The organism is Paenisporosarcina antarctica, from assembly GCF_004367585.1.
Taxonomy (GTDB): domain Bacteria; phylum Bacillota; class Bacilli; order Bacillales_A; family Planococcaceae; genus Paenisporosarcina; species Paenisporosarcina antarctica.
The window spans coordinates 3862626-3878102 of the sequence record NZ_CP038015.1; the positions used below are offsets into that span (position 1 = coordinate 3862626).

Sequence of the window (15477 nt, forward strand, 5' to 3'; positions counted from 1 at the left end):
ACACTTTATTTTGCGACTAGTAACCACAGGAGTAACACGAAGTTCCGTATTTATCCTTACAGACCCTCATGATGAAACAATTTACCGAATCGATTCTTTAAGCGCCGGTGATGAGCTAGAGTGGAGCTTTCTACTTTTCTTAAAACATAAGAAAGCATATAAAATTGTTCTATCAAGAACTCAACCCGTTGTTCATTGTGTTTTTTGTATATGGAGAGTAACATGCTAAAACAGAATTTCTTTGATGTGACTCTCGTTAATTCGATTAATGTAAAGTCGTGATTTCCTTAGAAACGCAATTTTCCTCTCAGAGGAAGTGAATTTTGTTCAGTGCTCTATCTTTATTGAGTAATGGATTGTACATATAAATTCGTCCTTTAAATACGCGTTTGGATACTTTCATTTTATAAGAAAGGACGATTTTTTATCTTTATTTTTAAAACTATATTGTTATCACTTGATTATTTATAAACAGGTGAGTGATTGAAGTGGAAGGTGGCGACTCCGGCGGGAAAAGCGAGACAGACGAGACCCCGCAGGTAGCGAAAGCGTCCGCCTGAAACGGAAATCACCTAAACTAGTCCATAAGCTAAGAAATTATAAATTAACTTTTTCAGTGGCCTTTGCGCTTGCGAAGAGGAGGCTAACGGACCTCCAACGAAAAGCGTCCCCCTGTTTCTAATTCTTCTGTTTCTATTTATGCATCGCTTTGCTAGCTTCGAAACATGAAAGTGCGTTGTAACGGAAATCACTAGATTTAAATAGAGGGCTGTCTTATTCTTCAGGTTATAGTGTAGTAGGATTGCCATCCTAAGCGACCTGGCAGCCAAAGTTGATACTGTATGGAATCTCCTTTTAATCTGTTACTTAAATCATCTGTACTTTCTTGAATGACAGGGATTACTGTGCTAGCTTTTCTTATTGTAAATTTAAACTTTGTGGTAAAATAAGAACCATTAAGAAAATAAAGGACGTATGTTTTATGAAAATGATTATCGGACTCGGCAATCCTGGGAAACCGTATGAGCATACAAGGCATAATATTGGATTTGACGTGGTAGATGAGTTGGCTAAAAGATTCAATTCACCCTTAACTCAAATGAAATTTAAAGGCATGTACACAATTATTCATCAACCTCAAGGTAAAGTAATACTCGTAAAACCGCTCACTTATATGAATTTGTCGGGTGAATGCATCGTACCGCTCATGGGTTATTACGATGTCGCTGAGGAAGATATCGTGGTTATTTATGATGATTTGGATTTAACAGTTGGAAGGTTAAGACTACGTCAAAAGGGCAGTGCTGGCGGTCATAATGGAATCAAGTCAATCATTCAACATCTTGGAACACAAAACTTCAATCGCATTCGCTTAGGTGTCGATCGTCCACCAGCAGGAATGAAAGTCCCTGATTATGTGTTATCTCGGTTTAAAACTGATGAAAAACCTTTGATGAATGAGGCATTGAATAAAAGTGCGGATGCTTGTGAGGATTGGTTATCGTCACCCTTTCTTGAAGTAATGAACCGATTTAATGGTGGGTAAGGAATAAATTAAGATCGACCGGTCTATACTAAAAAAAAGGAGGCCGGTCCGATTATGGCAATTCAAGTAAAGTGTCGGCACTGCAAAGCGGAGATGGGGAAATTAGCAGGTCAATCCATTCTGCAACATGGTCGAGTAAAGCAATTGAAAGAAGAATTCTCTGAAGAGTTTTTTACGCAAGATGAAGAGGGAACTGTAACGGTAAATAGTATTTGTGAGCATTGTGAAAGGTCTCTACGCGAGAACCCAGACTACTATGCTATGCAAAAGTGGATACAATAAGAATTAGCTTTGGCGCGGGTTTCGCGCGCAAAGCCTTTTTCTGTTTAAGTATATGAAAGTATAGCTCTACTACTAGTCATGTCTAGCTCTGATGGACAGCTTTCAGCTCCGTTACTTTCGTGTACAGCTAGAGTAGGCTTTTATGCTTTTCTTAAGGAGGTTCATATGGAATCATTACATCGATTATTAATGAAAGATCATCATATAAATACACTACTTACAGATATTCAAAAAGGAATTGATCAACAATTAGTGACTGGCCTCGTTGGGGGGTCTCGCCCACTTTTCATCCAATCTATTGCAAAAGAGATGGATAAACCAATTTTAGTAGTTTCACCAAACCTTTTACATGCCCAGCGATTATTTGAAGATATGGCGAAACTACTTGGTGAAGATCAAGTCCGTTTATATCCGGCAGATGAGCTGATTGCAGCTGATTTATCTGTATCTAGTCCAGAACTTCGTGCAGAACGTATAGAGACGCTCGAATTTATGCACTCACAGAAGCGTGGAGTAGTAATTACACCAATCGCAGGACTTCGTCGCCAGATGCCAAACTTGAAGCAATGGAGAGCTAGCAGACTTGAAACTGCAATAGGGCAAGAAGTAATTTTAGACGACTGGCTCGACCATTTGGTAGCAATGGGTTACTCCAGACAACCAATGGTTACAGCACCTGGAGAATTTGCGCTACGTGGAGGGATTTTAGATATTTATCCCATCTACCTGCAACATCCGATTCGAATTGAATTTTTCGATACAGAAGTCGATTCGATTCGCACATTTTCTGCTGAAGATCAGCGTTCGATTAAAAAGCTCAAAAAGGTATGCATTCTTCCGGCAACAGAGTTTGTATGGACGCGTTCCCAACTTACGAATCTAGCAGAAAAATTAGAAGAATCATTGACTTCTAGTTTAAAAAAAATGAAAAAGGCAGAAACAAAAGAACTGCTTCTTCAACATATTAATCACGATATTGAGTTATTAAGACAAGGTGATGTGCCTGATCAAATGACGAAATATGTATCCATTCTAGAAGATCAACCTACTTTCTTAGGAGATTATTTTGCGGAAGATGGTTTGGTGTTATTTGATGAGCTTGGACGAATTCAAGAAACAACGAATGCCTTAGAACGTGAAGAAAAAGATTGGTATATTTCTTTACTTGAAGAAGGTAAAACAGTCCATGATGTCAAGCTTTCGTTTAGTTTTAAAGAAATTCTTGGGATGTTGAAACAACGTAAAGTGTATTTTTCTCTATTTGCACGCACATTCTCAGGAATTCCTCTGAAAAAGACTATTGCTTTTTCATGTAAACCGATGCAACATTTCCACGGTCAAATGAATCTCTTGAAAAACGAGATGGAACGTTTTGTAGCTGGAAAATTCTTTGTATTTATCTTGGCTGAAGGAAAAGAGCGTCAGAAAAAAGTCAAAGACGTTCTTGAAGATTACGACATGACGAGTCATGTGTTAGTTGATCAAAGCATACCTGAACAACCAGGTATTTATATTGTAGAAGGTGAAATATCGAGTGGTTTTGAATTGCCGCTCCAACGTTTAGCTGTTTTGACAGATAACGAACTTTTTAAACAACGACCGAAAAAGAAAACGCGTCCACAAAAAATGACAAATGCCGAACGCATTAAAAGTTATTCGGAAATTAAGCCTGGAGATTATATTGTCCATATACACCATGGAATTGGTAAATACATCGGTATTGAAACGCTTGAAATTAGCGGGATTCATAAAGATTACTTACACATTCGCTACCGCGCTGATGATAAGTTGTTTGTACCGGTTGATCAAATTGACCAAATACAAAAGTACGTCGCTTCCGAAGAAAGAGAACCTAAACTACACAAACTAGGCGGGGCTGAGTGGAAGAAAACGAAAACGAAAGTTACAGCTGCAGTACAAGATATTGCAGACGATTTAATTAAACTTTATGCACAACGCGAGTCTGAAAAAGGGCATGCCTTTGAGCCGGATCAGGATATGCAACAAGCATTTGAAGCGGCATTTGCATATGAAGAAACAGAGGATCAATTGCGTTCAATTGAAGAAGTTAAACGGGATATGGAAAAAGAACGACCAATGGATCGCTTAGTTTGTGGGGATGTTGGATATGGGAAAACAGAAGTGGCGATTCGCGCAGCATTTAAAGCAGTGCTAGATAGTAAACAAATAGCCTTTCTTGTTCCAACAACCATCTTAGCGCAACAACACTACGAAACAATGAAAGAACGATTTGCTGATTTCCCAGTAGAAGTAGGGCTGCTAAGTCGTTTTCGTTCGAAAAAACAGCAAACTGAGACGATTAAAGGATTAAAATCAGGCACGATTGATGTGGTTATTGGCACACATCGTTTATTATCAAAAGATATTGTATATCACGATTTAGGATTACTTATCGTTGATGAAGAACAGCGATTTGGCGTGACGCACAAAGAAAAGATTAAACGATTTAAAACCAATGTAGACGTCTTAACGTTAACAGCTACGCCAATTCCAAGAACACTTCATATGTCGATGATTGGAGTCCGTGATTTATCTATAATTGAAACACCTCCAGCTAATCGTTTTCCAGTTCAGACATATGTGATGGAACAAAACGGAGCCCTCGTTCGAGAGTCCATTGAACGTGAGATGGCACGGGGCGGACAATCATTTTATTTATACAATCGCGTGGAAGATATGGCACGTAAAGTCGATGAAATTCAAATGCTTGTTCCTGAAGCTCGCGTTGGTTTTGCGCATGGTCAAATGACAGAAAGAGAGTTAGAATCGGTCATCCTTGCGTTTTTAGAAGGGGACTATGATGTCCTCGTAACGACGACCATTATCGAAACGGGTATTGATATACCGAATGTTAATACGCTAATCGTGGAAAATGCGGATCGCATGGGACTTTCACAATTGTATCAATTAAGAGGTCGGGTCGGCCGTTCAAATCGCGTGGCATATGCGTACTTTATGTATCAACGCGATAAGGTTTTAACGGATGTCGCAGAAAAGCGTTTGCAAGCTATAAAAGAATTTACAGAACTTGGTTCAGGCTTTAAAATTGCCATGCGCGATTTATCCATTCGCGGTGCAGGGAATTTACTTGGTTCACAGCAACATGGCTTTATCGATTCAGTCGGTTTTGATTTATATGCTCAAATGTTACAAGAAGCAATTGAAGAGAAACAAAGCGGCGTGAAAAAAGATGAAATCCCTGATGTCGAGATTTCTTTACCGTTTGATGCTTATTTGCCAGATGTCTATATTCCGGACGGATTTCAAAAAATTCAAATGTATAAACGCATTAAAGCGGTGGAAAATGAGAAAGATTATGAAGATTTAGTTGATGAATTAATTGACCGTTTTGGAAATATGCCTATTGAAGCAGAACGCTTAATGCGAATTGCTCGAATAAAAGTATGGGCAAATCAAGCGAGCGTTGAATCAATTAAAGAACAGGATCATCATTTGACCATAAAGCTTTCCAAAAATGGCACTCAAACAACGAATGGTGCCATGTTAGTAGAGTCCTCTTTGACCTATGGGCGTGCAGTTGGATTTAAAATGAACAATCAACAACAATTGCTTGTAACAATAGATGAAAAGAAAACAGGAAAGCATCATCCGTTTGATGTTTTAGAAGCCATGATGAAAATTTTGCCTGTATCACGAAAAGAAGTAGCTTCCTCACTTGGTGAGTAATACCGACCTTGCATAAATTGTCCAACAATGATGCATACTATGGGAGAAATTTTGAAATTCTGAAATTTGAATTCTGTCGAAAGTGAGGCAACAAAGATGAAAGCAACAGGTATCGTCAGACGAATTGATGATCTCGGCCGTATTGTCATTCCAAAAGAAATTAGAAGAACCCTTCGAATTCGTGAAGGAGATCCACTCGAAATTTTTACGGACCGTGATGGAGAAGTTATATTAAAAAAGTACTCCCCAATTAGTGAACTTGGTGATTTCGCCCAAGAGTATGCAGAAACATTGTATTCAACCTTAGGGACACCCGCTTTTATTAGTGATCGAGATGAGATGATCGCGGTGGCGGGTGTGTCAAAAAAAGATTATTTGAATCGTCGTTTATCTTCTCAAGCAGAAGACATTCTACAATTGCGTACAATTGTTTCGGAAAAAATGGAAAAAACGATAGAATGGATACCCGGGCAAGTTGAACAGGTGAAATCCTATTGTGTAGCACCAATTATTGCCGCCGGTAATCCTATAGGTGCAGTCTATTTGTTATCAAAAGTCCATTTCATTGGAGATGCAGAACTAAAAGCAGTAGAAACAGCTGCTCACTTCCTAGCCAAACAAATGGAACACTGAAAAGTGGAGAAGCCCACTTTAGACCGACACCGGCGCTGGAAGAAACGACTCGAAAACTTGTTTTCGAATGAGTTTCTGAAGCTTAGGCGCGGTCTGGGCTTAGCAACTGGCCAACACTGAAATGTGGAGAAGCCTACTCTAGCTCGACTCCTCTGGTGGAAGAAACGAATCGAAAACCCATTTTCGAATGAGTTTCTGAAGCAGAGGTGCGAGCTGGGCTTAGCAACTGGCCAACACTGAAAAGCGTAGAAGGCCATGGTAGACCGACTCCGACGTTGGAACAAGGTTTCCTCTGCGACGAGTAACCGCAGGAGCAAATCGAATCATAAACTTGTTTTCGAATGAGGTTGTGAAACGGAGGTGCGGTCTGGCCTTCGGAGCTAGCCAACACTGAAATGTGGAACGTGCCGAATGAAAAACGTCTTCTTAAACACTCAAGAAGACGTTTTTTTCGTGTTATAATTAAGCCATTAATAGTACAGAAGCCCACTCTAGCCATGGCTTTAGTGGAATGAGGAAAAAGTATGAACAATGAATGGACGATGCAAAAATTTATGAAAGGCGCGGTGTTGTTAACGATTGCAGCCTTAATCGTCAAAGCTCTAAGTGCAGTTTACCGAATTCCTTTTCAAAACATTGTAGGGGACCAAGGATTTTACATATACCAACAAGTGTATCCATTTATCGGGGTGCTTACGGTTTGGACATCTTATGGTTTTGCAGTCGCCATTTCAAAACTTTTGGCAGATGCACATGACCAACAGGAAGACGATAACTATAGAGCGACTATCTTACGAATTGCATTTATTTATTTAAGTGTTATATCAATCATCAGTTTTACAGTGTTATTTTCAGGAGCGGATGTATTAGCTAGATGGATGGGTGATGATGATCTGGCACAATTACTACGCACAGGCTCGTTTGTCGTGTTATTAATGCCTGTTCTTGCTGTGCTAAAGGGTTCGTTTCAATCTCAAGGTCGAATGGAACCGGTTGCCTATGGACAAGTTGTAGAACAAACGGTGCGAGTAACGGTTATTTTAATTGGTACATTCATCGTTGTAAAGACGGGGGCATCTTTATATACGGCCGGGAGCACAGCTCTATTAGGTGCCATTGTAGGTGAAATTGCGGGTATTGTACTTCTTTTGCTATTTGTGCGAAAAAAATCTTCTCATGAATTCTTGAAAAGGGTCCCTAATACTATAAAAATTGTTCCAATTGTCAAGAATTTGACTGTCATTAGCTTAAGTGTCAGCATGAGTTCACTCATTTTGTTATTTTTTCAACTGGTAGACTCTTTTACGGTTTTTAGTAGCTTACTAGAAACTGGAATGGATCGATTAACAGCGATGGAAACAAAAGGCATGTATGACCGAGGGTTACCTCTTGTTCAAATGGGAATATTAATCGCTTCTACGTTGTCACTTTCTATTGTTCCATTAATTGCCCATACAACTCAAAAGAAGACTGGTAGAACTGCTATTCCATTTGCACAACTGACGTTTAAAATCGCACTTTTATTTGGGACAGCTGCAACACTCGGTCTTATATTAGTGTTATCGCCAGTTAACGAGATGTTGTTTGAAACGAGAGATTTATCGACAACGATATCAGTGTTTTGTATCCAAATCTTTTGGCTGTCGTTAATATTAACGATGACATCTATGCTGCAAGGATTAGGAAAAGTAATTTTCCCTGCAATCTTACTGATTATTGGACTCATCATAAAATTACTTTGCAATGCATGGTTATTACCTAAGTATGGAATAATGGGAGCAGCTGTTGCTAGTAATATTGGATTTATTTTTATTGCGATAAGCTTATATCTGTATTTATATTCAATTTGGAAGATTCGTTTTGCACCAGCTAGATTTTATGGACATTTAGCAGTAGCTTGTCTATGTATGATAGTCACTGTAATGACATGGATATTTGTAGCCGATAGTTGGTTATTTGATGGGCTTTCCAGTCGTATAGGCGCTACGTTTACTGCACTAACAAGTGTGGGGTTAGGCGCGGTCGTCTTTTTACTTTACATAGCAAAGAGCCGTATTATTGCGGAAAAAGAATGGTTTTTATTGCCGCTTGGAAGAAGAATGGCTATGGTTCAATTGTGGCTATATGATAAAAACAGAAAGAGGTGATGCATGTGAATACAATTACAGTGCTCGGCTTAGGAGCAGGAGATTTAGATCAGTTACCACTTGGTGTGTATAAAACGTTGGTAAAAGCACAACGACTTTATGTGCGAACTGCTGAACATCCGGTCTTACAAGAATTGGGGAATGAAGGCATTACATATAAAAGTTTTGATGAGATCTATGAAAAACACGATGGCTTCGAAGCTGTTTATCAAGAGATTGTTGAAACATTAATTACATTAGCACAATCAGGTCCTTTGTTTTATGCGGTTCCAGGTCATCCGTTAGTTGCTGAGCAAACCGTTCAGTGGTTAGTAGATGCTGAAAAAGAGGGGCGCATTCAACTTGAAATTGTCGGAGGGCAAAGTTTTTTAGATCCAATTTTTAATGCATTGCGTATTGATCCGATTGAAGGCTTTCAATTACTGGATGGGACGATGTTTAAGCGCGATGATGTGCACATGTCACAACATGTATTAATTGCTCAAGTATATGATGCTTACAGTGCTTCTGATGTGAAGTTAACGTTAATGGAGAAGTATCCAGAAGACTATCTAGTTACAATTGTTACAGCTGCTGGTACTAGCGAAGAAGTACTGAGAGTTGTACCTTTATTCGAACTTGATCGTGCAACAGAATTAAATAATTTAACGACAATCTATGTTCCTCCGGTTAGTAGCCGTGAAGAGCGAATTAAAGAATGGTCAACATTCAGAGAAATTATTACGAAGCTCCGTGCGCCTGATGGTTGTCCATGGGATCGTGAACAAACACATGAGACATTAAAAAAATATTTAATAGAAGAAGTGCATGAATTTTTACAAGCTGTAAATGATCAAGATGATGATGGAATGATAGAAGAACTAGGAGACGTTTTGCTTCAAGTTTTTTTACATGCTCAAATTGGGGAAGATAATGGATACTTTAGTTTAGAAGATGTGCTTGAAAGTGTTTCTTCTAAAATGATTCATAGACATCCGCATGTCTTTAGTGATGTGGAAGTTGAAGGTACAGAGGATGTATTACGTAATTGGCAACAATTAAAATCTGTTGAAAAAGGCAATCATAAGAAACGAATTCTAGAAGGACAAGAACGGTCAGAATCGTCACTTTTGACCTCGTATAATTTTCAAAAATCTGCCGCTAAAGTGGGCTTTGATTGGCCAAATGCAGAAGGCGCTTGGTTAAAGTTTGACGAAGAATGGCAAGAATTTAAACATGAAATTACGGGTGGTACAGCAACTTCACAACTCGATGAATTAGGAGATGTGTTATTTACAATTGTCAATGTCGCTCGTTTTTACGGTCTTTCTCCTGAAGAAGCCATGATGCATGCGAATCGAAAATTCAAAACTCGTTTTCATTGCGTTGAAGACAGTGTGGCTCAAGGTAAAGGTGAATTTAGTGCCTATACATTGAATGAACTCGAGAAATTTTGGCAACAGGCCAAACAAATAAAAGGGGATGTATGATATGAGATTAGATAAATTTTTAAAAGTATCTCGTTTGATTAAACGACGTACACTTGCTAAAGAAGTAGCAGATCAAGGACGTATCACGGTCAACGGAAAAGTGAGTAAAGCAAGTTCAGTCATTAAAGTGGGAGATGAATTGGGCATTCGCTTCGGCCAAAAAGTCGTAACTACCCGTATTGAGATGCTCAAAGAGACCGTGAAAAAAGAAGAGTCAATTATGATGTATACCATATTAAAAGAAGAAAGGCTTGAAAAAGTCGAACCTGAATTTATTGATGATGAAGATTAAATGGTAAGCATGGCCAAAAGTGGTCATGCTTTTTTGTTTGCTTGCATATAGTTAATGGACTGGACAAGTAAAGGAGGAATTTTATGCAATATCAAGCCGAACATGCATCCATGGCAATTCCATCAGGAGATCATGTCATTAGTTTACGAAATCGCAAGCGTATGGACTTAACATCTGTCAAATCTATTGAACGTTTTGATCAAGAAGAGTTTGCCGTTCTAACATCTCAAGGGCATTTAAGTATTAAAGGTGACGAGTTACGCATTGTTCATTTAGATGTAGATAAAGGGTTGCTGACACTTGAAGGAAATGTGCGCACGTTCCAATATGATGAAGAAGAACGTGAACCTAACCGTAATTTCTTGCATAAATTGTTTGGATGACAATTTCTTATCAATTTCTAAGTCTGTTGGCCATGATTGCAAGTGGCGTGGCCGCAGGTTTTTTAGTTGAAAGTTTTCGAGACAGTTGTCAAGCTCTCCGTCCAGGCGCTTTACTTAGACGTTACCAAGGGTTATTTGAAATCTTGTTATGGTTGGTGCTTGGAATCGCGAGTTTCTACTTATTATTTTATTTAAGAGATGGGGCATGGCGAATATACGACCCGCTTGCTCAAATTGTCGGCATCATCACGTATGAATTATGGTTTAGACAGCCGATGCTTATAGGTAGACGTGTGTTTATAAGATTAGTCGTTCAGCCAATTTGGTGGATACTCCACTTAGTTGTAACCATCATTCGTCATATAGTTCGCATCCTTGTAAAAATTTTAATGGTTATTATTTGGCCTTTTTTAAAAATAATTAAAAAAATACCCCGAAGGTCCCTTCAAAAAAAATAATAAATCAGTTATAATTGCAACTACTAAATGGTTGACAAATTATGGCTGGGAGTGAATGACTTGGGTGTGAATAATAATGAAAATGAAGAAAATCGCAAAATCTCATCCATTAATAAAGAGTATGTCCACTCGGTTGAACGTCAAGAAAAGCGCCAAAAAGCACATAAAATGCGTTTATTTAGACGATTAGCTGCTTTTTCTGTCATTGTAGTTTTTGTAATGGGTTGGTTAACCTTTACAATGTTTACCCAATCACAAGCGTTAGCTGCAAAAGAAGAGAAGAAAGAAGAAGCTATACAAGCATTGGAACAAGTTAAATACGAACAAGATATGTTGAAAACTCAAATTCTAAAGTTAAATGATGATGATTATATTGTGAAACTCGCAAGAAAAGAATATTTCCTTTCTAATGAGGGTGAAATTATTTTTGCAATTCCTGAAAAAGATGACAAAAATAACGATTCAAAAGAGTAGTCTTATTGACACTCTTTTTTTTTTTGGATATAATTAAAAGGGGAGACTTGATTTTCTGAGTCCGTTATTACGATTACAAGGTTTCTAAAGGAGCCGGCTTAATTTTTAAGGAGGAGCATTTTTTTTATGTCAATTGAAGTAGGCAGCAAGGTACAAGGTAAAGTAACAGGAATCACAAATTTCGGAGCATTCGTCGAACTACCAGGTGGCTCAACAGGTCTTGTTCATATCAGTGAAGTTGCTGATAATTATGTGAAAGATATCAACGAGCATTTGAAAGTCGGGGACATGGTTGAAGTAAAAGTGATGAATGTCGAGGCTGACGGTAAAATCGGCTTATCTATTCGTAAAGCCAAGCCACAAGCTGAGCGACCAGAACGTCCTCAACGACCACGTCCAAATAATCGTCCAAACGATCGAGACCGTCCATTCAAAGAGAATTTCGAACAAAAAATGGCACGTTTCTTAAAAGATAGTGAAGAACGTTTAACCACTTTGAAACGCGCAACTGAAACTAAACGTGGCGGTCGTGGCGCAAAACGAGGATAATTTGCTGGCTGTTTTAATCGTAGAAAAAGTGTTTATTATAGCATCTCCGCTCGTTGCGGAGATGTTTTTTTGTATTTTAAATATAGAATGCATGGAATAAGTACATAAACATAACAGAAAGGAGTGTTAGCTATGATCAAACAACAAATTTTAGAGATTCACAAAAATTATCAGGTATGGTTGAATTCATTGAAAGAGTTATCAAACGAAGAAGCAATGAGCCCGTATGCTCCTGGAAAGTGGTCACCAAATATAATTATCATGCATTTAGCACAATGGGATCGCTTTACCTTAGAAGATCGGCTACCCTTCATGAAAGAAGGTGCTAAACTTGAAAAATTTCCTGCCTTCGAAGAGTTTAATGCAAAAGCTGAAGCACTTGCTTCACAACAAACATTTGAAGAAACCATTGCTTATGCAAAAAGACAACGTCAATGCATTACGAAAAAACTTGAAGAAATAAATGACAGTGAATGGCACAAAGAATTTAACATTGGTAATCATTCTTTGTCGATTATGAGTTATTTTACTGATTTTTCTGAACACGATGAACATCATAAACGACAAATTGAGCGTGTTAGAAGTAGATAGATAGTTTTTGAAAATAATGGATATAATTACGAAAATAAAAAAACCCACAAGAGATATCTTCTCTTGTGGGTTTTTTGGATGACCCCTACGGGAATCGAACCCGTGTTACCGCCGTGAAAGGGCGGTGTCTTAACCGCTTGACCAAGGGGCCGTAATAGTAGGAAACATGTGATAAAAACAACTTTTCGAAAAGCTGATGTCGAGCTCGAATGACGCTTATGGCTGGGCCTGTCATGCATCCGATTTTGCAGGATACTTCAATAAAATATGGCGGCCGAGGGGATCGAACCCCCGACCTCACGGGTATGAACCGTACGCTCTAGCCAGCTGAGCTAGGCCGCCGTTTTTAAAGAACATTTACAATAATACTAGCGTAACCAAAGAGTGTCAAGCTGTCTTTTGAATGTTTATCTCGTTTTCTCTGATATTACGTCGAAATGTTTTTTGATCAAGTTGTCATGAATTGACAAACTTTACACGAATCTTCTCCTATAATAAAAATCATCGTAAGGGAAGGGATTGATTTCATGAAATCTATGACAACTGATAGTGTGAAGAAAATGCCTATTTGGAGCCGTTGGATGATTTGGATAAAGAAAAAAAAATTAAAAATCACGTTATCCTTACTCATTATATTTTTTGCCTTCTTCTTATCAAGAGTCGTGTTATTTGAAGCAGCTGTTCCATTTTTCTTACCCATATGGGCAATTGTGGCAAGGCGGTATCCACGTTATTTACCGTTCGTTTGGATTGGTGGTCTTAGTGGGAGTTTAACACTTGGAATTGGACAGACAGTCATTCATGTTTTACTAGTAGGTGGCTATCAAGTAGTAAGTCACCTACTAAAGCAAAAAAAATTCATCCCATTGCAAGTGGCTATTGTAGTCTTGCTTGTCCAAATGGGATGGCAAGCCGTATCGTATGGCGGAGCCATTCCACTGTCTGTATCTTTACTAGTATTGTATGAAAGCGTTCTATCTGCGATTATGACAGTCTTTCTATTTCAATTATTTGTCCCAATGCACGTATTAACAATAGCCAAATGGACGTTTGAACGAATTGGTGCAGCTGTGATGGTGAGTGCTTTAATGTTAACAGGTATGGGGAGTTTGGTATTTGGGGTCATCTCAATTCCTCTAGTGCTCGTTCACCTTGTGGTATTTGGAGCAGTAAGCGTTGGTGGGGTTTTTGTTGGAACTGCAGTTGCCACGATTATGGGGACAATTCTTAGTTTATCTCAACTATCGTTTAGCGGAATGATTGCGGTTTATGCGTTGTCAGGATTATGTGCAGGGTTATTTCAAAATAAAGGTCGTATATGGATGGCTATCGGATCTCTTGGCGCAGCACTATTTTTCACTGTATATGACACCACATTACCGCTTGATAAAGTTTATTTTTATTCACTTACTTGTGCGATGTTAATCTTTTTTATATTACCAACTTCTTGGTTAAACTATGCTCAGAATCAATTGTTCCCAAAACCTACATCCGTACTTTTTAAAAGGCAACAATGGTTAACAGATAAAGTAAATACACAATTATATGATTTTCAACAGTTCGTTGAATTTATTACACAGCTTGTTAATGATCGCTTTCCAACGCAAAAAGAAGTAGCTTCAAGCAGTCGAATGACGGATTATTCAGTATGCGGCACTTGCTTTAGACAAGATAAATGTTGGGGGGTGGAAGATCAAGGTATGTATCCAGTCGTAGAAGAGTGGAAAGAGCTAAGAGCTCATACCAAATCAGGTGTTCGCTATCGCTTAAATGACCGGATTCAAGAAAAATGTGTACGTTCAAGCGGGCTTATTGATGCACTCGAAGAACAGTTCGCAAACAATAAACTAGCTGGACATTACGCTCATGGTAAAAAAATGCTAGCGTTCCAACTACGTGACATGAGTCAACATGTGAGTGATCTTATGGCTGATATTAAGCTAAATGAAGCAAATCACGAATCTGAAGAAGAGATCATTTCAAGATGCTTAGATAACGCGAAAATCGCGCACTTTCAAATTGATATGCTTTCAGAAGAACCGGGAGCACGGAAAATTGTATGTTGTTTGCCTTTAAAACAAGCGGAGTGGGAAACGAACCAAATGATAGGTGAGCGTCTTATTAGTCCTATTCTTCATGAATTATATGATGAACCGTTCGAGATTAGTCGTACTTCTGAAATTCAAGATCCTTTTGCACACGTTCAAATCACGTTCCAATCTGCTGTGAGATTTAAGTATGATTATGGAGTGTTTACAAGGGCCTCCCAGGATACCTTATATTCTGGGGATGCACATAGTGTTATTCCTTTGCATAACGGGCTAGTAGCGTTCGTATTGTCAGATGGGATGGGTCAGAACATGGAAGCCTACCATGAGAGTAGAAAAGTTATTCGCTTGTTGCGTGAATGCTTACAACATCAAATGAACCCAGAAACTGCGATGCATACGCTACATTACGTCATGTCTCTTAAGCATCATTCGGATTTATATGCTACGTTGGATTTAGCGTTACTTGATTTACAACAAGGGAAGTTATGGTCGTTTAAAGCTGGAAGCATGTCAACATACTTACTCAGAGGGAAAGACAGTGTGAAAATTGATAGTCAAAGCGTGCCGATAGGTTTCTTGCCAACGCTGTCGGTAGATGCAGAAGAACGTATTGTAAAAGATGGGGATATTTTAGTGATGCTATCAGACGGAATATTCTCACCAGATGATTCCTTAGAAGAACAAGAAGATGAACTCATACGTTTAATGAGAAAGTATGAGACATTACCAACTGAATCACTTGCTGAAATATTGGTGTCAGAATTTAATCGAAAATATCCTGCTGCGGAAGATGATCGAACATTAATTGTAGTCAAAGTTAAGCATGCTGTTCCGGAATGGTCACTCTTTTCTCCATCATATCGAAATAATTCGCGTGAAAGAATGGTAAAATAG

The 15477-nt window shown here is 38.6% G+C and carries 13 protein-coding genes and 2 tRNA genes; 13 read left to right on the forward strand and 2 right to left on the reverse strand.

Annotated features, from left to right (window positions below):
* The first annotated feature begins 982 nt into the window (after positions 1 to 982).
* The 12 genes from pth (at position 983) to E2636_RS18395 (ending at position 12532) form a co-directional block, all read left to right on the forward strand.
* Positions 983 to 1546 carry an aminoacyl-tRNA hydrolase gene (gene pth, locus E2636_RS18340; protein ID WP_134211695.1) on the forward strand — a complete coding sequence of 188 codons (564 nt, stop codon included), beginning with the start codon at positions 983 to 985 and terminating at the stop codon, positions 1544 to 1546.
* Between the two features lie 54 nt (positions 1547 to 1600).
* A complete protein-coding gene (locus E2636_RS18345; protein WP_017382029.1) occupies positions 1601 to 1828 on the forward strand; it encodes an anti-sigma-F factor Fin in 228 nt (75 codons plus the stop codon).
* A 165-nt stretch (positions 1829 to 1993) separates the two neighbouring features.
* On the forward strand, positions 1994 to 5536 hold the full coding sequence (gene mfd / locus E2636_RS18350; protein WP_134211696.1) for a transcription-repair coupling factor: 3543 nt from the start codon (positions 1994 to 1996) through the stop codon (positions 5534 to 5536).
* A 96-nt stretch (positions 5537 to 5632) separates the two neighbouring features.
* Entirely contained in the window at positions 5633 to 6169 is a 537-nt protein-coding gene (gene spoVT / locus E2636_RS18355; RefSeq protein WP_134211697.1) for a stage V sporulation protein T, read from the forward strand.
* Between the two features lie 524 nt (positions 6170 to 6693).
* On the forward strand, positions 6694 to 8316 hold the full coding sequence (locus E2636_RS18360; RefSeq protein ID WP_134211698.1) for a putative polysaccharide biosynthesis protein: 1623 nt from the start codon (positions 6694 to 6696) through the stop codon (positions 8314 to 8316).
* Positions 8316 to 9785, forward strand: coding sequence for a bifunctional methyltransferase/pyrophosphohydrolase YabN (gene yabN / locus E2636_RS18365; protein ID WP_208324111.1), 1470 nt, complete (start codon positions 8316 to 8318; stop codon positions 9783 to 9785). Before E2636_RS18360 ends, yabN begins: the two co-directional genes overlap by 1 nt.
* Before the next feature lies 1 nt (position 9786).
* Positions 9787 to 10077, forward strand: a complete 291-nt coding sequence (locus E2636_RS18370; RefSeq protein WP_134211700.1) for an RNA-binding S4 domain-containing protein — start codon at positions 9787 to 9789, stop codon at positions 10075 to 10077.
* Between the two features lie 83 nt (positions 10078 to 10160).
* Positions 10161 to 10460, forward strand: a complete 300-nt coding sequence (yabP, locus tag E2636_RS18375) for a sporulation protein YabP (protein ID WP_017382035.1) — start codon at positions 10161 to 10163, stop codon at positions 10458 to 10460.
* Positions 10457 to 10918, forward strand: a complete 462-nt coding sequence (yabQ, locus tag E2636_RS18380) for a spore cortex biosynthesis protein YabQ (protein WP_243840700.1) — start codon at positions 10457 to 10459, stop codon at positions 10916 to 10918. Before yabP ends, yabQ begins: the two co-directional genes overlap by 4 nt.
* A 66-nt stretch (positions 10919 to 10984) precedes the next feature.
* The gene (locus tag E2636_RS18385; protein ID WP_243840793.1) at positions 10985 to 11392 is read left to right on the forward strand and encodes an FtsB family cell division protein; all 408 of its coding nucleotides are present in this window, start codon (positions 10985 to 10987) and stop codon (positions 11390 to 11392) included.
* 126 nt (positions 11393 to 11518) lie between these two features.
* Positions 11519 to 11941 carry a S1 domain-containing RNA-binding protein gene (locus E2636_RS18390; RefSeq protein ID WP_024536352.1) on the forward strand — a complete coding sequence of 141 codons (423 nt, stop codon included), beginning with the start codon at positions 11519 to 11521 and terminating at the stop codon, positions 11939 to 11941.
* 132 nt (positions 11942 to 12073) lie between these two features.
* Positions 12074 to 12532: a DinB family protein gene (locus E2636_RS18395; protein WP_134211702.1), complete on the forward strand. Its 459-nt coding sequence runs from the start codon at positions 12074 to 12076 to the stop codon at positions 12530 to 12532.
* Between the two features lie 79 nt (positions 12533 to 12611).
* On the opposite strand, the gene E2636_RS18400 is transcribed toward E2636_RS18395, so the two are convergent.
* Together E2636_RS18400 and E2636_RS18405 are read right to left on the reverse strand one after the other, a co-directional pair.
* Positions 12612 to 12683: transfer RNA gene (locus E2636_RS18400), tRNA-Glu, on the reverse strand.
* A gap of 117 nt (positions 12684 to 12800) precedes the next feature.
* A tRNA-Met gene (locus tag E2636_RS18405) sits at positions 12801 to 12874 on the reverse strand.
* 194 nt (positions 12875 to 13068) lie between these two features.
* Between E2636_RS18405 and E2636_RS18410 the strand changes: the two genes are divergently transcribed.
* Entirely contained in the window at positions 13069 to 15477 is a 2409-nt protein-coding gene (locus E2636_RS18410) for a SpoIIE family protein phosphatase (RefSeq protein ID WP_243840701.1), read from the forward strand.